Origin of the sequence: Streptomyces sp. 4N509B, assembly GCF_052245655.1 — a bacterium.
GTDB lineage: Bacteria > Actinomycetota > Actinomycetes > Streptomycetales > Streptomycetaceae > Streptomyces.
Genome location: NZ_JBQQBZ010000018.1, coordinates 79,312 through 97,895, shown reverse-complemented (window position 1 = coordinate 97,895; position 18,584 = coordinate 79,312). Strand labels below are relative to the sequence as shown.

18 protein-coding genes are annotated in these 18,584 nt (G+C 73.9%); 10 read left to right on the top strand and 8 right to left on the bottom strand.

All coding sequences use genetic code 11. From position 1 onward, the window contains the following. Positions 1-75: 75 nt before the first annotated feature. Positions 76-1,356, bottom strand: a complete 1,281-nt coding sequence (locus ACTWP5_RS18040) for an FAD-binding protein (protein WP_443222008.1) — start codon at positions 1,354-1,356, stop codon at positions 76-78. Between the two features lie 142 nt (positions 1,357-1,498). On the opposite strand from ACTWP5_RS18040, the gene ACTWP5_RS18035 reads away from it, so the two are divergent. Beyond that, positions 1,499-2,737, top strand: coding sequence for a right-handed parallel beta-helix repeat-containing protein (locus tag ACTWP5_RS18035; protein ID WP_443222007.1), 1,239 nt, complete (start codon positions 1,499-1,501; stop codon positions 2,735-2,737). 323 nt (positions 2,738-3,060) lie between these two features. Continuing rightward, the gene (locus tag ACTWP5_RS18030; RefSeq protein WP_443222006.1) at positions 3,061-3,714 is read left to right on the top strand and encodes a histidine phosphatase family protein; all 654 of its coding nucleotides are present in this window, start codon (positions 3,061-3,063) and stop codon (positions 3,712-3,714) included. Between the two features lie 31 nt (positions 3,715-3,745). On the opposite strand, the gene ACTWP5_RS18025 is transcribed toward ACTWP5_RS18030, so the two are convergent. Further along, positions 3,746-4,297, bottom strand: a complete 552-nt coding sequence (locus ACTWP5_RS18025; RefSeq protein ID WP_443222005.1) for a GNAT family N-acetyltransferase — start codon at positions 4,295-4,297, stop codon at positions 3,746-3,748. Positions 4,298-4,394: 97 nt separating this feature from the next. Then, on the bottom strand, positions 4,395-5,423 hold the full coding sequence (locus tag ACTWP5_RS18020) for a zinc-binding dehydrogenase (RefSeq protein WP_443222004.1): 1,029 nt from the start codon (positions 5,421-5,423) through the stop codon (positions 4,395-4,397). Between the two features lie 115 nt (positions 5,424-5,538). Here ACTWP5_RS18020 and ACTWP5_RS18015 point away from each other — a divergent pair, with 115 nt between their 5' ends. Next, positions 5,539-6,009 carry an Lrp/AsnC family transcriptional regulator gene (locus ACTWP5_RS18015; protein WP_443222003.1) on the top strand — a complete coding sequence of 157 codons (471 nt, stop codon included), beginning with the start codon at positions 5,539-5,541 and terminating at the stop codon, positions 6,007-6,009. A gap of 157 nt (positions 6,010-6,166) precedes the next feature. Here the strand turns inward: ACTWP5_RS18015 and ACTWP5_RS18010 are convergent, their stop codons facing one another. Then, entirely contained in the window at positions 6,167-7,159 is a 993-nt protein-coding gene (locus tag ACTWP5_RS18010; protein ID WP_443222002.1) for an NAD(P)/FAD-dependent oxidoreductase, read from the bottom strand. 233 nt (positions 7,160-7,392) lie between these two features. On the opposite strand from ACTWP5_RS18010, the gene ACTWP5_RS18005 reads away from it, so the two are divergent. Next, positions 7,393-7,932, top strand: a complete 540-nt coding sequence (locus tag ACTWP5_RS18005; RefSeq protein WP_443222036.1) for a helix-turn-helix domain-containing protein — start codon at positions 7,393-7,395, stop codon at positions 7,930-7,932. 16 nt (positions 7,933-7,948) lie between these two features. On the opposite strand, the gene ACTWP5_RS18000 is transcribed toward ACTWP5_RS18005, so the two are convergent. The 3 genes from ACTWP5_RS18000 to ACTWP5_RS17990 form a co-directional block, all read right to left on the bottom strand. Then, positions 7,949-9,061 carry an NAD(P)-dependent alcohol dehydrogenase gene (locus tag ACTWP5_RS18000; protein ID WP_443222001.1) on the bottom strand — a complete coding sequence of 371 codons (1,113 nt, stop codon included), beginning with the start codon at positions 9,059-9,061 and terminating at the stop codon, positions 7,949-7,951. Then, positions 9,058-10,620 (bottom strand): aldehyde dehydrogenase family protein, encoded by a 1,563-nt coding sequence (locus tag ACTWP5_RS17995; protein ID WP_443222000.1) that lies wholly within the window; start codon positions 10,618-10,620, stop codon positions 9,058-9,060. Before ACTWP5_RS17995 ends, ACTWP5_RS18000 begins: the two co-directional genes overlap by 4 nt. Before the next feature lie 163 nt (positions 10,621-10,783). Continuing rightward, positions 10,784-11,242: a MaoC family dehydratase gene (locus ACTWP5_RS17990; protein ID WP_443221999.1), complete on the bottom strand. Its 459-nt coding sequence runs from the start codon at positions 11,240-11,242 to the stop codon at positions 10,784-10,786. Between the two features lie 255 nt (positions 11,243-11,497). Between ACTWP5_RS17990 and ACTWP5_RS17985 the strand changes: the two genes are divergently transcribed. Together ACTWP5_RS17985 and ACTWP5_RS17980 are read left to right on the top strand one after the other, a co-directional pair. Further along, positions 11,498-12,775 carry a vanadium-dependent haloperoxidase gene (locus ACTWP5_RS17985; protein ID WP_443221998.1) on the top strand — a complete coding sequence of 426 codons (1,278 nt, stop codon included), beginning with the start codon at positions 11,498-11,500 and terminating at the stop codon, positions 12,773-12,775. 1,033 nt (positions 12,776-13,808) lie between these two features. Next, entirely contained in the window at positions 13,809-14,498 is a 690-nt protein-coding gene (locus tag ACTWP5_RS17980; RefSeq protein ID WP_443222035.1) for a glycoside hydrolase family 11 protein, read from the top strand. A 166-nt stretch (positions 14,499-14,664) separates the two neighbouring features. Here the strand turns inward: ACTWP5_RS17980 and ACTWP5_RS17975 are convergent, their stop codons facing one another. Further along, the gene (locus ACTWP5_RS17975) at positions 14,665-15,006 is read right to left on the bottom strand and encodes a VOC family protein (protein ID WP_443221997.1); all 342 of its coding nucleotides are present in this window, start codon (positions 15,004-15,006) and stop codon (positions 14,665-14,667) included. A 185-nt stretch (positions 15,007-15,191) separates the two neighbouring features. Here ACTWP5_RS17975 and ACTWP5_RS17970 point away from each other — a divergent pair, with 185 nt between their 5' ends. From ACTWP5_RS17970 to ACTWP5_RS17955, 4 genes are all read left to right on the top strand, one after another. Then, the gene (locus ACTWP5_RS17970) at positions 15,192-15,872 is read left to right on the top strand and encodes a DUF5753 domain-containing protein (RefSeq protein ID WP_443221996.1); all 681 of its coding nucleotides are present in this window, start codon (positions 15,192-15,194) and stop codon (positions 15,870-15,872) included. A 5-nt stretch (positions 15,873-15,877) separates the two neighbouring features. Further along, positions 15,878-16,120 carry a DUF397 domain-containing protein gene (locus tag ACTWP5_RS17965; protein WP_443221995.1) on the top strand — a complete coding sequence of 81 codons (243 nt, stop codon included), beginning with the start codon at positions 15,878-15,880 and terminating at the stop codon, positions 16,118-16,120. 147 nt (positions 16,121-16,267) lie between these two features. Beyond that, positions 16,268-18,316 (top strand): ABC transporter ATP-binding protein, encoded by a 2,049-nt coding sequence (locus tag ACTWP5_RS17960; protein ID WP_443221994.1) that lies wholly within the window; start codon positions 16,268-16,270, stop codon positions 18,314-18,316. Further along, entirely contained in the window at positions 18,313-18,570 is a 258-nt protein-coding gene (locus ACTWP5_RS17955) for a DUF2087 domain-containing protein (RefSeq protein ID WP_443221993.1), read from the top strand. Before ACTWP5_RS17960 ends, ACTWP5_RS17955 begins: the two co-directional genes overlap by 4 nt. Positions 18,571-18,584: the final 14 nt, after the last annotated feature.

Here is an 18,584-nt window from a genome sequence, read left to right as displayed (position 1 = left end):
AACGGCTCCGCCGACGGGCCCGGCCGCGACGGAGACGAGGGCGGGCTGGACCGGGCCCAACGGGCGGGAGACGGCTCAGGCGAGCGAGGCGAGCACCTCGTCCACGTAGGCGTTGCGGAACCGGCCCTCCGGGTCCCGCTCCGCCACCAGCCGCGCGAAGTCCGCCAGCCGCTCGTACCTCCCGCCGGCGCCGGCCCCGTGCCCGGCCGCCGTGGTCAGCTTCCCCCAGTGCGGCCGCGCCCCCAGCGGCAGCAGCCGCTCCTCCACGGCCGCCAGCACCGGCAACACCGCCTCGACGTCCCTCACCCACGTGAAGTGGAACGCCACGGAGTCCCGCCCGTACGCGGGGCTGAGCCACTGCTCCTCGGCGGCGATCGTCCGCACCTCCGACACCTGGAGCAGCCCCTCGAACGCCGCGCCCATCGCGCCCAGCGCCGCGAACGCCTCCGGCGCCGCCGCGCGGGGCAGGAACAGCTCCGACTGGAGCTCCTCGCCGTTGCTCGGGGTGAACTCGGGACGGAAGTGCGGCAGCCGCTCGTGCCACGGCCCGACCGACCCCAGCTGCTCGGTGCAGTACGCGGGCGGCATGCCCGGCACCGGGTGCCACGGCTCGTCCGCCAGCCGCCCGCCCTGCCACTCCTCGCCCAGGTGCCCGGCGTCCTCCCGGTCGGTGCGGCGCTTCAGCACCACCGTGCCCGTGCCGCCGTGCCAGTCGGTGAACAGGCTCACGCTGTACGCCGCGCCCGCCACGTCCGTCACGTACCGGGGCGCCACGGCGGCGAGCGGCACCCCGAGGTACACCCACTGCGCCACCTCGAAGGCCGGCTCGATCTCCAGCGTGAGGGCGGTGACGACGCCGAGCGCGCCGAGGCTCACCACCGCGCCGTCGAAGCCGGGCTCCCCCCGCTCCAGCCGCGCGAGGCCGCCGTCGGCTCCGACGAGTTCCAGGCCCGTGACCGCCGAGGCCAGCCCGCGCAGCGCGTTGCCCGAGCCGTGGGTGCCGGTGGCGACGGAGCCGGCCACCGAGATGTGCGGCAGCGACGCCATGTTGGCCAGCGCGAAGCCGCGCGCGTGCAGCGCCGCGGCGACCTCCGCGTACCGCATGCCGGCGGTGACGGTCACCCGCCGGGCGTCGGCGTCGACCTCCACGCGGCGCGGCAGCCCGTCGACTCGCACGAGCTCGTCGTCGCTGTCGGCGACGCGGCTGAACGAGTGCCCGCTGCCCAGCGCCCGCACGCGGCGCGCGCCCGCCACGATCCGCCGCAGCTCTCCCACGCTCGCGGGGCGGTGCACGCGCGCCGCGCCGAAGGTGAGGTTGCCCGCCCAGTTCTGTCCCGGTGTGCCCGTCGTCAGCATGAGCAGACCGTAGTACGAGCTCCGCCCCGGCTGGCAACCTTCGGCGGCCGAGCGGCGACAGGGAGGGGGAAGGCCGCGCACCGGAGACGGGCCACCAGAGGGTCCGAACCCGGAGAGAACCCACCAAGACCGTGGAAACCCCATGAAGAGGGAAACGATGACCTTCGCCACGATCCCCCGGCCCGGCAGGACCACCGCCGCGCTTCTCGCCGCGCTCGGCGCGGCCGGCGCGTTCGCCCTCGCGGCCCCGCCGTCGGCCTCCGCCCAGGGCACGACGATCGTCGTGGCCGTGGACGGCGACGACGCGGCGGCGGGCACCGTCGAGGAGCCGCTGGCCACCGTCCAGGCGGCGGTGGACCGGGCCGGCCCCGGTGACACCATCGCGCTGCGCGGCGGCACCCACGCCCTGACCGACGACAACATCACCATCGCCACCTCGGGCGAGGCGGGCAGCCCCATCACCCTGGGGCCCTACCAGGGCGAGCACGTCACCATCGACGGCGAGCAGCTGCCCGCCACCGACACCCCGGTCGGCGGCAGCGTCCCGCGCGCCGAGCGGGGCGCCATCCACATGGAGGCGTCGCACTGGCGCATCCACGACCTGGAGATCGTCAACGGTCCGTACGCCGTCTACTGCGACGGCTGCGACCACAACGAGTTCCTGAACCTCTCCACCCACCACAACTACGAGACGGGCTTCCAGCTCCAGGGCGCCTCCAGCCACAACCTCATCGCCGGCCTCGACTCCTACGCCAACCGCGACCCCCGCAAGAACGGCGAGAGCGCCGACGGCCTCGGCATCAAGGAGGGCTCGGGCGAGGGCAACCGCGTCGTCGGAGCCCGCCTGTGGCACAACGCCGACGACGGCTTCGACGCGTGGGAGTTCCTCTCCGCCGTCGAGATCGAGGACACCATCGCCTACGGCAACGGCGTCAACCGCTGGGGCTTCCCCGACTGGGGCGGGGACGGCAACGGCTTCAAGATGGGCGGCGGCGACGAGGACCTCCCCGCCGACCACGTCCTGAGCAACGCGATCGCCTTCGACAACGCCGCCGACGGCGTCACCGACAACAGCAACCCGGGCGCGCTGGAGATCTCCCGCGTCACCACCTTCCGCAACGGCGCGACGGGCTTCGACGTGGACGTGTCCGCCTCCACGCTGACGGCCTGCCTGTCCGTGGCCGACGCCGAGGCCGTGGCGCTCGGGGACTCCTCGACCTCCGTCGGCAGCTCCTGGGACCTCGGGGGTACGTGGGACGAGGGCGCGCTGGCGTCCACCGACCCCACCGAGATCACCGGGCCCCGCACGCCCGACGGCTCGATCCCCGGCTCCGACTTCCTGGTGCCGGCCGACGGCACCCCCGTGGGCGCCCGCTTCTAGCCGGCCTCCCGTGGCCGGTGACCGGCCCACGGTGACCGGTATGCGGTGACCGGCTGGACGGCTGTCCCGCCCGGCCGGTCACCGTGCCGCGCGCCCCGGCGACGCCCGGCGGCCCGGCCCGCCGCGAGTCCCCGCCGGCCCCGAGAGGACAGGGCCGGGCGGAGGTGATCCTCACCACGTGGGGCGCGGAAGCCGGCCTGTCGCCCGCCCGCCGCACGTCACGTGCGGATCGTCACGGACGCCCCGGCGAGGGCGCCGGACCCGGCGGTGACACAGTGGAAGGCGCCGCCCGCCCGCCAGGACAACCGGAGACCGACCCCTCCATGCGACTGCTGCTCATTCGACACGGCCAGACCCCCTCCAACCTCAAGCACCTGCTCGACACGGCCGAACCCGGCCCCGCGCTGACGCCGCTGGGCCAGCAGCAGGCGGCCGCCCTCCCGGACGCGCTCGCGGCGGAGAGGATCGAGGCCCTCTACGCGTCCACGCTGCTGCGCACCCAGCTCACCGCCGCGCCGCTGGCCGCCCGGACGGGGCTGGAGGTCGTCGTGCGGGCGGGCATCCGGGAGCTCGCGGCCGGCGAGCTGGAGATGCGGGGCGACGACCAGGCGATCGAGACCTACCTGACCACGGCCTTCGCCTGGTCGGCGGGGGAGACCGCCCGTCGGATGCCGGGAGGGGAGAACGGCGTCGAGGCGCTGGGGCGCTTCGACGCCGTGGTCGAGGAGGCCGCGCGCACCGGGGCGGGGACGGTCGCCATGGTCAGCCACGGCGCCGTGATCCGCACGTGGACGGCCGCGCGGGCGGACAACGTCGACGTCGCCTTCGCGGCCGCCCACGAGCTGCGGAACACGGGTGTCGTCATCCTCTCCGGCGCCCCGGAGAAGGGCTGGCGTGTCCTCCGGTGGGAGGACCGGTCCGTCGGCCCCGAGGACGGCGGCCCGCACGCGAGCGGACCCGCGGGCGAGCCCCTGTGACGAGGCCGTACCGCCGCGAGCCCGCCACCGGTCACCGGTCGAGCGCTCGCCACGCGGGAGCGAGGACCGCCCAGACCTGCTTGTCGTAGCGCGTGCCCTCGTAGGGCCACGCCTCGCGCCGCACGCCCTCCAACGTCATGCCGAGCCGCTTGGCCACCGCCGCGCTGCGGTCGTTGTCGGACCGGCAGTGCCACTCGGCCCGGTGCAGTCCGCGGGCGGAGAACGCCCAGTCCAGCAGCACGCGGCACGCCCGCGTGACCAGGCCGTGGCCCTCCCCGGCCGGCTCCAGCCAGCAGCCGAGCTCGCACGAGCCGAGGGCGGTTTGGAAGTCGGTGAACATCACGCCGCCGACCAGCACTCCCTCCCGCCAGATGCCGTACAGGCGGGCGCCGTCGGCGGCCTGGTGGTCGGCGTACCGCCGAAGCGTGGCCCGTGCCCCGGCCAGGTCGTCGGTGACGAACGTGGCCCCGACCCATGGGCGGATGTGCTCCCGGGCCCGGTCGAGGTGGTCGGCGAACTCCTCGGCGTGCCAGACCTCCAGCGGGCCGAGGTGGGCGTCGTCGTGCAGCGGCAGCGAGAACATGGGGACCTTCCCTTCAGGTGAAACGTGGTGGCCGGGCTGGTGAGCGGGTGGCCGCGGCCTGACCCGGGCGCCCGCGGTCGGTGCCATGCCTCGGGACTCACGGCTGGAGCGCGACCTTGACCGCCTGGCGGCTGTCCATGGCCTGGTAGGCGGTGGCGACCGCGTCCAGGGGCAGCACGGCCGAGAGGACGGGCGACGGGTCCAGACGCCCGGTCAGGACGTCGGCGAGCAGGGGCTCCAGGTAGCGGCGGGCGGGTGCGACGCCCGCCCGCAGGGTGATGTTGTGGCGGAAGAGCCGGTAGAGGTCGACGCGGTCCACGCCGTGGGGGACGCCGACGGAGCCGATGGTGCCACCGGCCCGGACCAGGTCGATCGCGAGGTCCACCGCGGACTGCGTGCCCGCGCACTCGGCCACCGCCGGCACGCCGCCCCCGGTCTCCTCCCGGACGAGGCCGACGGTGGCGGGGTCGTCCGCCGCCAGGAGGTCGGTCGCTCCCATGCGCCGGGCGAGGTCGCCGCGCTCGGGGTGGCGGCCGAGGAGGATGACGCGTTCCGCTCCGGCGCGGCGGGCGGCGAGGGTGGCGCACAGCCCGACGGCGCCGTCGCCGAGGACGACGACGGTCGATCCCGGTCGGACGTCGGCCAGGGAGGCGGCGTGAACGCCTGTCGCCATGACGTCGGTCAACGGAAGCAGCCGGCGGAGCAGCGCGGCGTCCGCCGCCTCGCGCACCGGGACGAGCGTGCCGTCCGCGAAGGGCACACGGACCGCCTCCGCCTGCCCCCCGTCGTGGTGGCCGCCCCAGAAGCCGCCGTCGGGGCAGGAGGTGAACAGGCCGTCGCGGCACGCCAGGCAGGTGCCGTCCGCGAAGGCGAACGGCGCGAGGACGAGATCGCCCGGTCGGACCCGAGCGACGTCCGTGCCGACCTCCTCCACGACGCCGATCCATTCGTGGCCCATCCGGTCACCGGGAGTGAACGACTCCCGGCCGCGGTAGGGCCACAGGTCGGACCCGCACACGGCGGCGAGGCACACGCGCACCAGCGCGTCGCCCGGCCGCCGGATCACCGGGTCGGGGACGTCGACCAGCCGGACGCGTCCGACCTGCTCCAACACCGCTGCTCTCATGGGTGATCATGCTAGGGTTCGGCCGCCCGTTCGCCCATGTCACTTCGACGGCATCCGCGCGCGACGGCCGTCGATCCGGAGGCTTCTCCCCAGGAAAGGTTACGCATCGTCACCCATGGACAGCGCCGACATCGCGATCATCCGCGAGCTCTCCCGGAACGCCCGGGTCAGCCTCGCCGAGCTGGGCCGCCGGGTGTCTCTCAGCCGGCCGGCGGTCGCCGAGCGGGTACGGCGGCTGGAGGAGTCCGGAGTGATCAGGGGCTACGGTGCCGACCTCGACCTCGCCCGGCTCGGGCTCGGCCTGAGGGCCCACGTCTCGCTGCGCCCACGGCACCGTTCCGTCCGGAACGCGCAGGGCGTGCGTGACCGCCTCCTCGCCATCGGACACGTCCTGTCCTGCGTCCACGTCACCGGCGAGAACTGCTACGAGCTGGCGATCGCCGTGCGGGACGCGCGGCAGCTGGAAGAGGTCATCGAGCGCCTGACGGAACTGGGGGACACCACCACCGGCGTCGTCCTGTCCGAACCCGTGCACGCGCGCGAGGTGGACGTCACCGCCTGGCTCCCGCGGGACGGCGCGTCGTGAGCACCCGCGTCCGCCCCTGACACCTCCGTCCGCGGACCGGACCGGCCGGCGTCAGCGGCTCGGTCCGGTCCGCGTCGCGTCGCGTCGCGTCGGTGATCCCGCACCGGACGAATCCGTCCTATCCACCGACCAGCCGGCGGCGGTGAGAACCTCGCCCTCAGGCCCCGGCGAGCGCCGCGCGGGCCGCGACGGCCGTGCGGGTCTCCTCGGCGACGAGGTCGGCGTTGATGGCCGCGGCGGCGCGCACCCCCGCCGCCGCGGCGGACACCACCTGGTCCATGAGGCTCGCGACGTTGCCCGCGACCCACACGCCCGGCACGGCCGTCCCGCCCATCGGGTCCTCGGGCTCGACCTGGCTGCCGATCGGGTGCCCGGCCCACTCCTGCACGGCGGGGGAGAGGCCGAGGCCGGCGAGGATCTCCGCCCGCGCGGCCATGCGCGGCGCGGCGGCCAGGGCGGCGAGCGGCACCCGGCCGCCGTCGGCCAGGGTGACACCGGTGAGCCGGTCCTCCGCCACCGTCAGGCCGGTCACCTCCCCCTCCACCACCCGGACGCCGCGCGCCGCGAGCTGCTCGTACTCCTCGGCCGTGGGGGCGGGCGCCGTGTGCCGCAGCAGCGTGACGTCCTGGCTCCACTGCCGCCACAGCAGCGCGCCGTGGACGGCCTGCGGTCCGGTGGCGAGCACGCCGATCGGCTGGTCGCGGACCTCCCAGCCGTGGCAGTAGGGGCAGTGGAGGACGTCGCGGCCCCAGCGCTCCGCGAGACCGGGGACCGGGGGCAGCTCGTCGACCAGGCCCGTCGCGACGAGCAGCCGGTCGCAGAACACCGCCGAGCCGTCGTCGAGGACCACCCGGAAGCCGTCCTCCCCGCGCTCCACGGTGGCGACGGTGCCCGGCTCGATCTCGCCGCCGTACCCGGTGACCTCCTGCCGCCCGGCCGCGAGGAACACCTCCGGCGGGGTGCCCTCGCGCCCCAGGTACCCGTGGATGCCGGCCGCGGGGGCGTTGCGTGGCCGCCCGCCGTCGACCACCAGCACCCGGCGCCTGGCGCGCGCCAGCACCAGCGCCCCGCTCAGCCCGGCGGCGCCGCCCCCGACGACCACCACCTCGTACCGCCGCTCCCGCCGTCCTTCGGGCTTCGTCGTCGCCATGCCCGTCACTCCTTCGCTCTCCTCGCGTGCGTCGCGTCCACCGCGAGACTCCGCCCTCACCGGTCCGCTTGACAAGATTCCTTGCCGTATCGGCAAATGGAGAGGTGAACAACGACCGAGACGGCGACAGCAACGGCGACAACAAGGGCGACAACGACCGCGGTGACGCTCGCGGCGGCGACCGCGGCGGCGACCGGGACCTCACACGCGTCCTCACGGAGGTCGGCCCCCGCCTGCGGGCGGTGCGCCAGACCCGCGGCACGACCCTGGCCGAGCTGAGCGAGACCACCGGCATCTCCCAGAGCACGCTCTCGCGCCTGGAGTCGGGCCAGCGCCGGCCGACGCTGGAGCTGCTGCTGCCCCTGGCGCGCGCCTACCGCGTCCCCCTCGACGAGCTGGTCGGCGCCCCGCCGACCGGCGACCCCCGCGTCCACGCCCGCCCCTTCACGCGCTTCGGGCAGACCTTCGTGCCGCTGACGCGCTATCTCGGCGGCCTCCACGCCTACAAACAGATCCTCCCCGTCGGCTACGGCGGCGAGGGCCGGCCCGAGCAGCGCGTCCACGAGGGGTACGAGTGGCTCTACGTGCTCTCCGGACGGCTGCGCCTCGCCCTCGGTGAGAACGACCTGGTCCTCACCTCGGGCGAGGTCGCGGAGTTCGACACCCGCGTGCCCCACGGCTTCGCGAACGCGGGCGAGATCCCCGTGGAGTTCCTCAGCCTCTTCGGCGCCCAGGGCGAACGCATCCACGTCCGCGCCCGGCCCTCGGAGTGAGCCGCGCCCTTCCTACCTACGGGGCGGCGAAGCGGATGACCGGCTTGACCGTCCGGCCCTGGTGCATGTCGGCCGCGGCCCGGTTCAGCTCGTCCAGCGTGTAGTACCGCACCAGCCGCTCCAGCGGGAGCCCGCCGTCCTGGTGCAGCCGGATCAGCCGGGGTATGAGCGCCGCCGGGTCGGCGTCGCCGATCGTGACGCCCACGACCCGCTTGCCCGTCAGCAGCCCCTGCATGTCGAGGGCCACCTCGGTCCCCGGCGGCGGGGCCCCCACCACCGCGCACTGCCCCCGCACCGCCAGACCGTCCACGGCGCCGCGCAGCACCTCGGGACTCGCCGTGGTCTCGACGACCGCGTCGACGCCGCGCCCGCCGGTGATCTCCGCGAGCCGTGCCGCCACGTCCTCCTTGCCGGCGGTGACGGTGTGGGTGGCGCCCAACTCGGCGGCCAGGGCCAGCCGCTCGGGCAGCAGGTCGATGCCGACGACCGTCACCAGCGGCAGCTGGGCCGCCGCCATCACGGCCGCCAGGCCCACCGTGCCCGTGCCGAAGACCGCCAGCGTCTGACCGGGCGCCGGGCGCAGCACGTTCCACACCGTGCCGAAGCCCGTCAGCACCCCGCAGCCCAGCGGCGCCAGCACCGCCAGGTCCGCGTCGGGGCCGACCCGCACGACGCTGCGCTCGTCCGCCAGGGCGTACTCGGCGAAGGAGGACTGGCCGAAGAAGCGGCCGCCGAGCGGCCGCCCGTCGCGGCTGAGCGTCGCCGAGCCGTCGACCCGCGTCCCCGCCAGCAGGTTGTGCGCCATCCAGCTGGCGCAGTACGCGGGGTGTCCGTCGCGGCAGCCGACGCACGCGCCGCAGGAGGTGAAGCTGAGCACCACCTGGTCGCCCGGCTCCACGGAGGTCACCGCGGAGCCGACCCGCTCCACGACGCCCGCGCCCTCGTGGCCGAGCACGCCCGGCAGCCGGAACGGGGCGCCCGCCGCCCGCACCAGCAGGTCGGTGTGGCACAGCCCGGCGGCCACCATCCGCACCAGCACCTCGGTGGGGCGCGGCTCGTCCAGCGTCACCTCCTGCACGGTGAACGGCGCGCCCGCCTCCTCGACCACGGCGGCTCTCGTGGTGATCATCTGTCGTCTCCCGTGTCGTCGTCCCTGGTGCTGTCGTCCCTGGTGGTGTCGTCCACCACGGCGCTCTCCGCCACGGCGCTGTCCGGCATGGCGATGGCGACCGACTTGGTCTGGAGGTAGGCGTCCAGCCCCTCGGGCCCGCCCTCCCGCCCGTACCCGGACTGGCCGTAGCCGCCGGAGGGCATGGCCGCGTCCAGCAGCGGCCACGCGTTGACCCACACGCTGCCCGACCTGAGCCTGGCGGCGACCCGGTGAGCGCGCGTCAGGTCGCGGGTCTGGAGGCCGGCGGCCAGCCCGTAGGGAGTGCCGTTGGCCAGGCGTACCGCCTCCTCCTCGGTGTCGAACGGCTGCACCGTCAGGACGGGTCCGAAGATCTCCTCCTGCACGTACGGCGACTCCTGCTCCACGCCCGTCAGCACCGAGGGCGAGATCCAGAACCCGCCGCGGCCGGCGTCGCCGCCGGCGACCGCGGGCTCGGCGTCGCCGAGGACCGTCACGCCGTCCTTGGCGGCCCGCTCCAGGACGTCGCGGACCTTCCGCAGGTGCCGCGGCCCCGCCATGGGGCCGACGACGGTGCCCTCGGCGAACGGGTCACCGACCGGCACGTGCGCGCACGCCGCGCCGAGGGCGGTGACGACGTCCTCGTACAGCGGACGCTCCACCAGCAGCCGGGATCCCGACATGCAGAACTGGCCGGTGTTGTAGACGAAGGCGCTGACCGCCGTGTGGACCGCCGCGTCGAGGTCGGCGTCGGCGAAGACGAGGTGGGCCCCCTTGCCGCCGAGTTCGAGGGTGACGGGCGTCAGGGTCCGCGCGGCCGTGGCGGCGATGGCGCGTCCCACCGCCGTCGAGCCGGTGAAGGCGATCTTGTCGACCCGCGGGTCGCGCACCAGCGCCTCGCCGGTCGCGGCGCCGCCGGTGACGACGTTGAACACCCCGTCCGGCACGCCCGCGTCCCGCAGCAGCTCGGCCATGGCCAGGGCGGTCAGCGGGGTCTCCTCGGCCGGCTTGTGCACCACCGTGTTGCCCGCGGCCAGCGCTGCGGCGATCTTGATGCTGGAGAGGATGAGGGGGAAGTTGAACGGGCTGATCGCGGCCACCACGCCGAGGGGTTCCCTGCGGGTGTAGGCGAACGCGGGGGTGGCGATGGTCCGCGTGGCCCCCTGGATGCCGACGGCGGCGGTGGCGTAGTACTCCAGGTGTTCGACGGTCCTGGGCACGTCGACGGCGCGGGTGAAGGTGATCGGCTTGCCGACGTCGAGCGACTCCAGCCGCGCGAACTCCTCCGCCCGCTCCCGCAGCAGCCCGGCCGCCCGCAGCAGCACCGCGCCGCGCTCGCGGGGGGTGGTGCCCGCCCACGGGCCCGCGTCGAACGCCCGACGGGCCGCGTCGACGGCCCGCGTGACGTCCCGTGGCCCGGCCTCGACGGCCGTGGTGACCACCGCGCCCGTCGCGGGGTCGAGGATGTCCCGACGCTCCCCGCTCCCCTCCTGCCACGTCCCGTCGACGAAGAGCCGTGCCGGGGGCAGTGGCCCCGGTCTGGCCGTGTCCGTTGTCATGGGTTCGTCCACTCTGTCTGTGGTCCTCGTGATGTCCTCGTGGTGCTCGGTGCTCGGTGCTCGGTGCTCGGTGCCGTGCCCGGCGCCCGGTGCCGTCGTCGTTGGGCGACACCGGCGCCCTCGGGGGTCGCGGGCGAAGGACGGCCGCCGCATGGCGGCGACGTCACCCGTAGTACCGCGTGACGCTCTGGAGCACGCAGGCGGGCTTCGCGTTGCCCTCGACCTCCATCGTCCCGTCCACGGTGACCTGGAGACCGCCCGTCACCTCCGCCACCTCCGCGATCCGGCCCGCCAGGCGGATCCGGGCCCCGGAGGGCACCGGCGCCGGGAAACGGACGCGGTTGAGGCCGTAGTTGATCTTCGCGGTGACGCCGTCCACGGTCAGCAGCTGTCCCATCAGCGGCGCGCAGAGGGAGAGCGTCAGGTATCCGTGGGCGACGGGCCCGCCGAAGGGGCTCTCGCGGGCCGCGCGGTCGACGTCGACGTGGATCCACTGGTGGTCGTCCGTGGCGTCGGCGAAGCGCCCGACACGGTCCTGGCTGACGGTGACCCAGTCGCTGACCCCCAGGTCGGCGCCGGAGAGCCGAGCCAGCTCCGCGAGTCCGTTGACCGTGATGCCCATGACGGTGCGACTCCTATCGATGGACTAGGGATCCTAGGCGAAGCAGGGCCCACCGTATACGCGTCGCCCGCGACTTCCCGCGGTGTTGCGTCGACGGGACGACACGGGTTCCGCCGCTCCCTCGTCCGTGTGAATCGCGCTCCACGGCCCCGGCGCGGTGGGACGCGACGCGGCCTGCCCGAGGGCCCGCCCCACCGACACGAGACGGTCACGCGGGGTCAGCCGGGTGCAACGTTCAGCTGTCAGGATGCCGGCATGACCAGGCAAAACGAGCACATCACACGGAAGCGGGCCCCACGGATGGCGTCCCGTCGCCGCCGGACCCTCGTTCTCGCGGCCACGGCCCTGGCCCTCGTCGCCGCGCCCCTGACCTCGTCCGCCGCCTCGGGCGAGAGCGCCGTGCGGCGGGTCGACGTGGCGCTGGAGTGGTACGACGTCACGGCCGAGTCGGTCGCCGCCGCCCCCGCGGGGGCGCAGGTCACCAACAGTCGTACCTGGGCGATCGGTTGGCTCGCCGCGGCCCGCGCCCTCGACGGCGACGGCGGCCGGCGGTCGTCCGCCTACCGGGACGCGGCGCTCGCCGGCGCCGTCCACCACGCCCTCGTCACGCTCGTCCCGACCCGGGCCGCGGAGCTCGACGCCGCGCTGGCGACCACCCTGGACCGCGTCCCCGACGGCGCCGACGAGGAGCGGGGCCTCGCGGCGGGACGCGCCGAGGCCCGGGCGCTGCTGGCCGACCGCGAGGGAGACGGGCTCGACCCCGCCTCGGTCAACAGGGCGTTCGCCGCCCCCGAGCCGGCCCCCGGCGTGTGGCAGCCGACCCCGCCCGACCACGGGCCCGCGCTCCAGGCGGGACTCCGTGACGCCCGGCCGTTCCTGTTGGAGAGCGCCGACCAGTACCGCCCGGCTCCGCCGCCCGCGCCCGACTCCGAGGCCGCCCGCGCCGACCTGGCGGAGGTGCGGGAGCTCGGCGGCGCCGACAGCGTCAGCCGGACCGCGGAGCAGACCGAGATCGCGCAGTTCTGGTACGGCTCCTCCCTCACCCTCTACACCGAGCCGCTGCGCGTCGCGTTGTCGCGGTCCGGCGAGCCGCTGGCCGAACGCGCCCGACTCGTCGCGCTCTTCCACGTCGCCCTGGTGGACACCCAGATCGCGACCTCGGACACCAAGTACGCCTACCTTGCCTGGCGTCCGGTCACCGCGATCCGCGCCCAGGACGACCCGGAGTGGACGCCGCTGCACGTCACCCCGTCCCACCCGGACTACCCCAGCGGCCACAACACGTACTCCGGCGCCGCGGAGGGCGTCCTGACCGCCCTCGTCGGCGAGCTGGCCGAGCCGTTCGACCTGACGAGCCCGACCGCACCGGGCGTGACCCGCACCGTCACCAGCTGGCGGCAGCTGTCGGACGAGAACGTCGACGCCCGGGTCTACTCCGGCATCCACACCAGGACCGCCGACGAGGTCGGCGTCCAGCTCGGCCTCGACGTCGCCGCGCACACGCTCGCGACGGCGGACCGGCTCTTCCGCTAGACGGCCGCGCCGGCCGCGAGCGCGTTCCCCGACCGTCCCCCGCGGCCCGGCCCGGCCCACAGCGGTCGGGCCGGGCTTCCCGGGCGACCAACTCCGGGGGCGGTGGGGGATCGCGACCCGGACGTGACGCTCCGCGCACGCCGCCGTGGGACCACGAGCGCCCGCCGGCGGTCCGCGACGTCGACGGCGAGGCGTCGTCCTGATACCGACTCCGTCGCCCCACGCGCCGCCGGCCGTGACGCGCCCCGGCCCGCCTGCTCCCCGTTGCCCCGCCTCGCGGGCCCCACGCGCCGAGAAAGATCCCGTGCTCGTCCGCGAAGGCGCGGCGGCACAGGCCGTGGCAGAAACCGAACAGGGGTTCCCCGTCTGCGCCGGTGAGCCGTCGGTCGTGGCGTCACGGTAGGGGCCGGCCGGCGGCGCGCTCGGTGTCGGCCGGGACGCCGGTGACGTTCTCCGGACGCTCTCGCTCAACTCCCTGCGCCACGACGCCGGGGCGGTGACGCGCACCAGGTAACGCGGTGGGCTCGCGGGGAGTAGTCGACGGGCCGGGGAGCGCGGAAGGCGGCGTGGCGGAGGGCGGACCGTCGAGCGACGTGCTGTCGTGGCGTGCGATCCGGAAGGGCTCCGAAAATTTTCGGTGGAGATGCCTGGAGATCTTGAGGGGTTCGTGTGGGTCCGTCGGGTGCTTCGCCGCGTTGACCTGGCCTGATAGGCGTTCAGGGGTGTTCTGACAACGACATGTTTCCCGTAAACCTTGCGGAAACTGTTGACAACTCAACGGGGTCCTCCCAGCATGGTCATGACATCGACAGGCCTCCCCACCGCACCCCCACGTCACCACTGTCGATCCGGGTCACCCGCGCGATCTGGCCCTTACGGTCGTGAGCCGCACGCCGACCGGCCAGCTCCCGCAGCCGCGAAAACGCCGACGTTCCGTCGGCGACCTCGCCCTGGTCATCGACGGCCTGACATCCCTGTCGAGTCGCCCACGCTGCCTGGCCTCCGCCAGCCCTTACGAGGAGGAAGCATGACCATGGAGAACAATCCCGCGCCGATGATCGGCCGCAGGGGACTGATCGGCGGTGTCGGCGCGCTGGCCCTCGGCGGCGCGGCCGGGCTGATGCTGCCCGGGACCGCCAGGGCCCAGCAGACCATCACCACCAACCAGACCGGCAACCACAACGGGTACTACTACTCCTTCTGGACCGACTCCCAGGGCTCGGTCTCCATGACCCTGGGATCCGGCGGCAACTACAGCACCCAGTGGAACGGCACGAACAACTTCGTCTGCGGCAAGGGCTGGAGCAACGGCAGCCGCCGTACCGTGAACTTCAGCGGCTGGGTCAACCACGGCAGCAACGGCTACCTGGCCCTCTACGGCTGGACCTCCAACCCGCTGGTGGAGTACTACATCGTGGAGTCCCACGGACCGTACAACCCCAGCAGCGGCGGCGAGACGCGCGGCACGGTCAACGCCGACGGCAGCAACTACACCATCGTCCGATCCATGCGGTACAACGCGCCGTCGGTGGAGGGCACCCAGACCTTCCCGCAGTACTGGAGCGTCCGGCAGAACCACCGCAGCAGCGGCAGCCTCAACACCGGCACCCACTTCGACGCGTGGGCCCGCGCCGGCATGAACCTCGGCAGCTTCAACTACTACATGATCATGGCGACGGAGGGCTACCAGAGCAGCGGCAGCTCGAACATCACCGTGAGCTGACCCCCCGCCCCCTGCCCGCGCGGGGACGGACGGTCAGTGCACCTTCCAGCAGGACCAGGTAGGGATCCGGGGCTGTGGAGGGCCGCCCCTGTCGGCCACCTCCACGGCCCCGGTCTCATGCGCGCGGCGTTCGCGGTGTTCGCGGTGGTCGCGCCGTCAGGTGCTGTCAGGTCGGCGCGCCGCCGAAGCCGATCTCGTTCCCGTCGGGGTCGTGGAAGATCGCCTTCCGCACCCCGTTCTCGTACGTCTCCCGCATCGCCGGCTCCAGTCCGCGCCCGGCGATCGCCGCGAGCCGGGCGTCGAAGTCGTCGACGAAGACGGTGTGCATCGCGTGCCCCGCGCGCTCGGGGCTGTGCTCGACGTAGACATACCGGTGCTCGGCCAGCTCCCACACCGCCTCACTGTCGTTCGGCACGAAAGCCGGCGGCGAGCCGAACAGCCGCTCGTACCAGGCCAGCGCGGATCTGTAGTCCGCCACGGGAATCCCGGCGAAGAGGTCAACGGCCACGACACCCACACCTCTCTCCTCCACAGGGTCGCTTCGCGAGGGCAGACTCGGCCTCGCCGGGAAACTCATCGCCGACGGGCGTGGCGAGGGCTAATCACCCGATGGAGTGATGTTTGGGGTGTCTGTATCGGATGGTCGATAACGTGGGAAGTCTCACCATCCGGCGCGGACGAGGGAGTTGGGCCATGGATGCGGTGGAGCGACTGATCTGGGAGCTGCGGAGCAACGATCAGTGGGGAGCGGGCCGGGTCGAGGCGACCGAGTACGGCGTGCCGAACATCGAGCGCCTGACGTGTCTCGACGCACACGCCTGCGTCATCCGTTCGTACAACGTCCTGTACGTGCCCGGGCTTCTCCAACACCCCTCGTACGCCCTGGCCGCGACGAGGGCCGCGTACCCTCGTCTGTCCGAGTCGGAGTTGCGCCGCTGGGTCCTGATGCGCTCGGCGCGGACCCAGGCCTTTCTCGATCAGCTGGCCGCGGATCGCCTGACGGGAATCTTCGTCATCGGGCAGCAGGCGATCATGCACGAGATCGAGACCGAGGCTCACGCCCGGCAGCTTGAGTACCTGCTGCGCCTCATCGACACCCAGCCGGGGATCCGCGTGATGATCCTTCCCTTCGCCACCCCGCCCCCGCTGTTCACCGCGCACCTCTTCCTGTGGGCGTTCCCCGAGAGTGAGACCGGGGAGACTGAGAACAGGAGTACCCCTGCCTGCGCGTACATGGAGAACCCGGCTGGCGGAACGTACACGTCGCGGATCGACGACCTCGCGCGGGTCCGATCAGCCTGGGCGGACCTGGTGAGCGCCTCCATGGGACTCACCGAGTCGCGCAGTTACATCGCCGAAGTCCTTGGAGCCTGAGACCGATGACCACTCATGTCCCCACACACCACGGCGTTCCGTTCCGTACCTCGACCATGAGCAACGACGACTGTGTGGCGGTCGCGGCCGCCTTCACCACGTCGTCCTACAGCATCAACGACTGCGTCGCCGTCGCCGCGGTTCCCCCGGTGGTCGCCGTGGCCGACACCAAGACTGGGCACGCCCCTGTCGTCGAGGTGGCCCCGGCCGCCTGGAAGACGTTCGTCGCGCACCTGCGGCAGGACTGACGCCACGTCCCGCTCCGAGCCCGGCCGGTCCCCTTCCGGCCGGGCTCGTGCCGTTCCCGCCCCGGGCCCGGCCGGAAGGGATCGAGAGCCGGGGCGCATGTGATCACGCTGCGCATACACATTTCTTCGACGAGGCACGTTCCTGGTGTGAGCGATGCGAGCGACACCGGGCAGGACAGCAGTTCCGACCACGTCTCCCGTTCCGAGCAACTCCTCTTCGGCGGCCCGCTCCTCTACGACTCCGGCTGGAGCACCCACGAGGGCGCCTTCGTCCGGCTCGGCCTCGGCTCGATGCTGCGCGTGATGCCGAGGCTGGTGCTCACCGCGATGCGGCTCGCGCGGCAGGCGGACGCCGTCGCGCTGCGGATCCTCGCCGGGGCCGAGGTCGGGCGCGGGCTGGCGCAGGCGGTCGGGCTGGTGGCGGTCAACGCCGTGCTGGAGGCGCTGCTGGCCGGCGGCGAGGCGTCCGAGCGGCTGCGGGACGCGTTGCCCGCGCTCGCGGTCGTCGCCGTCACCGCGCTCGTCGCCGCCGTCCTCTCCGCCGCCTCCACGTACGGTCTGGGCCGCCTGGAGCCGAAGGTGGAGCGTGTCGCGACCGAGCGGTACCTCGACCAGGCGTGGCGGGTGGAGCTCGCGGCCATGGAGGACGACGAGTTCCACCGGCTCCTGGACACCGCCCAGTTCGGCGCGGTCTCCGCCCGCCGCATGATCCCCTACAGCGTCCGCGTCGTGAACGCGCTGCTCACGCTCCTCGCGTCCGCCAGCGTGCTCGCGGTCCTGCACCCCGTGCTGCTGCCGCTGCTTCTCCTGATGACGCTGCCCAGCATGTGGGGCACCCTCGTCATCGCCCGCCGCCGCTACGAGTCGTTCCAGACCTGGGTGCAGCACCGCCGCGCCAGCCGCGTCATCAGCAGCGAGCTGACCGAGGCCGAGACGGCGGCCGAGATCCGCGCGCACCAGGTGGGGCCGTTCCTGCTGCGGCACTTCCGCGCGATGTCGGCCAGTTCGGAGACCGAGCAGACGCGGCTGGCGCGGCTCGACGCCCGCACCCGGCTGTGGGCCTCGGCGTGGACGGGGGTGGCGACCGTCGCCACCTACCTCACGCTCGGGGCCCTGGCGTGGAACGGGGCGATGGGGATGGCGGTGGCCGGCACGGCCGTCGTCGCGATCCGCACCGGATCGGCGAACCTCAGCGGCATGGTGCACGCGATCAACGAGCTGTACGACGAGAGCCTGTTCGTGGCCGACCTCGACCGGGTGTGCCGCCAGGGCAGGGAGTCGGCGATCCCCGAGGGCGGCCGGCCACTGCCCGAGACGGTGCGCGCCATCCACTTCGACGAGGTGACGTTCCGCTACCCCGGGGCGGAGCCGGCGGCGCCGCCCGCACTCGACGGGGTGACGTTGACGATCCCCACCGGGCGGATCACCGCCCTGGTGGGGGAGAACGGCTCCGGGAAGACGACCCTGGTGAAGCTGCTCGCCGGGCTCTACCTGCCCGACCAGGGCTGCGTCCGCTACGACGACGTCCCCACCGACGTCGCCGACCGGCAGGAGCTGTTCAGCCGCATCGCCATGGTCGCCCAGGACTTCAACCGCTGGCGCTTCACCGCCCGCGTCAACGTCGCGATCGGCGAGCCGACGCGGCCGATCAGCGAGGAGCGGCTCGACGCGGCCGCGCGGCAGGCGGGAGCCGACGAGGTCGTCGGCGCCCTGCCGCGCGGCTGGGACACCCTCCTGGCCCGGGGGTACCAGGGCGGGCACCAGCTCAGCGGCGGACAGTGGCAGCGCATCGGCATCGCCCGCGCCCACTACCGGAACGCAGGCATCCTGATCGTGGACGAGCCGACGGCCGCGCTCGACGCCAGGGAGGAGCAGCGGGTCTTCGACCAGATCCGCGCGCTGGCGGCGGGCGGGCAGACCGTCATCCTCATCACCCACCGCATGGCCTCGGTCCGCCACGCCGACCTCGTCCACGTGCTGCGGCAGGGGCGGCTGATCGAGTCCGGCGGACCGGCGGAGCTGCTCGCCCGGCCGGGAGGCCACTTCCGCGAGCTGTACGGCATCCAGGCCGCGCAGTTCGGCGCCACGGTCGCCGGCCGCGACAACGGCGCGGTGGGCGGCGGCAACGGCACCGACGGCGGCGGCGCTAATCCCGTTGCCGGGTCCCCGCCCGTGTGCGAGGCTCCCCAGCCATGACGACGTCCCACGACGTGTCGGCGCTGTTCGTGAAGGGCCGCCTGGTGGCGATCCCCCGGAAGACGGCCCGTCGCGAGCAGCTGCTGACGCACCTGGCGCAGACCCTGTTCGACCCCGACCTCGCCTACTCCGAGCCCGAGGTCAACGAGGCCCTGAAGACCGTCCACGACGACCACGCGGCGCTGCGCCGCTACCTCGTGGAGGCGGGCCTGCTGGTCCGCACCCGTGACGGCGACATCTACTACCGGCCCTGACACGTCGGCCCGAC

Coding starts and splice junctions, on each gene's coding strand:
- ACTWP5_RS18040 (WP_443222008.1), bottom strand. CDS start 1,356: ATGCTGACGACGGGCACACCGGGACAGAACTGGGCGGGCAACCTCACC.
- ACTWP5_RS18035 (WP_443222007.1), top strand. CDS start 1,499: ATGAAGAGGGAAACGATGACCTTCGCCACGATCCCCCGGCCCGGCAGG.
- ACTWP5_RS18030 (WP_443222006.1), top strand. CDS start 3,061: ATGCGACTGCTGCTCATTCGACACGGCCAGACCCCCTCCAACCTCAAG.
- ACTWP5_RS18025 (WP_443222005.1), bottom strand. CDS start 4,297: ATGTTCTCGCTGCCGCTGCACGACGACGCCCACCTCGGCCCGCTGGAG.
- ACTWP5_RS18020 (WP_443222004.1), bottom strand. CDS start 5,423: ATGAGAGCAGCGGTGTTGGAGCAGGTCGGACGCGTCCGGCTGGTCGAC.
- ACTWP5_RS18015 (WP_443222003.1), top strand. CDS start 5,539: ATGGACAGCGCCGACATCGCGATCATCCGCGAGCTCTCCCGGAACGCC.
- ACTWP5_RS18010 (WP_443222002.1), bottom strand. CDS start 7,159: ATGGCGACGACGAAGCCCGAAGGACGGCGGGAGCGGCGGTACGAGGTG.
- ACTWP5_RS18000 (WP_443222001.1), bottom strand. CDS start 9,061: ATGATCACCACGAGAGCCGCCGTGGTCGAGGAGGCGGGCGCGCCGTTC.
- ACTWP5_RS17995 (WP_443222000.1), bottom strand. CDS start 10,620: ATGACAACGGACACGGCCAGACCGGGGCCACTGCCCCCGGCACGGCTC.
- ACTWP5_RS17990 (WP_443221999.1), bottom strand. CDS start 11,242: ATGGGCATCACGGTCAACGGACTCGCGGAGCTGGCTCGGCTCTCCGGC.
- ACTWP5_RS17985 (WP_443221998.1), top strand. CDS start 11,498: ATGACCAGGCAAAACGAGCACATCACACGGAAGCGGGCCCCACGGATG.
- ACTWP5_RS17980 (WP_443222035.1), top strand. CDS start 13,809: ATGGAGAACAATCCCGCGCCGATGATCGGCCGCAGGGGACTGATCGGC.
- ACTWP5_RS17970 (WP_443221996.1), top strand. CDS start 15,192: ATGGATGCGGTGGAGCGACTGATCTGGGAGCTGCGGAGCAACGATCAG.
- ACTWP5_RS17965 (WP_443221995.1), top strand. CDS start 15,878: ATGACCACTCATGTCCCCACACACCACGGCGTTCCGTTCCGTACCTCG.
- ACTWP5_RS17955 (WP_443221993.1), top strand. CDS start 18,313: ATGACGACGTCCCACGACGTGTCGGCGCTGTTCGTGAAGGGCCGCCTG.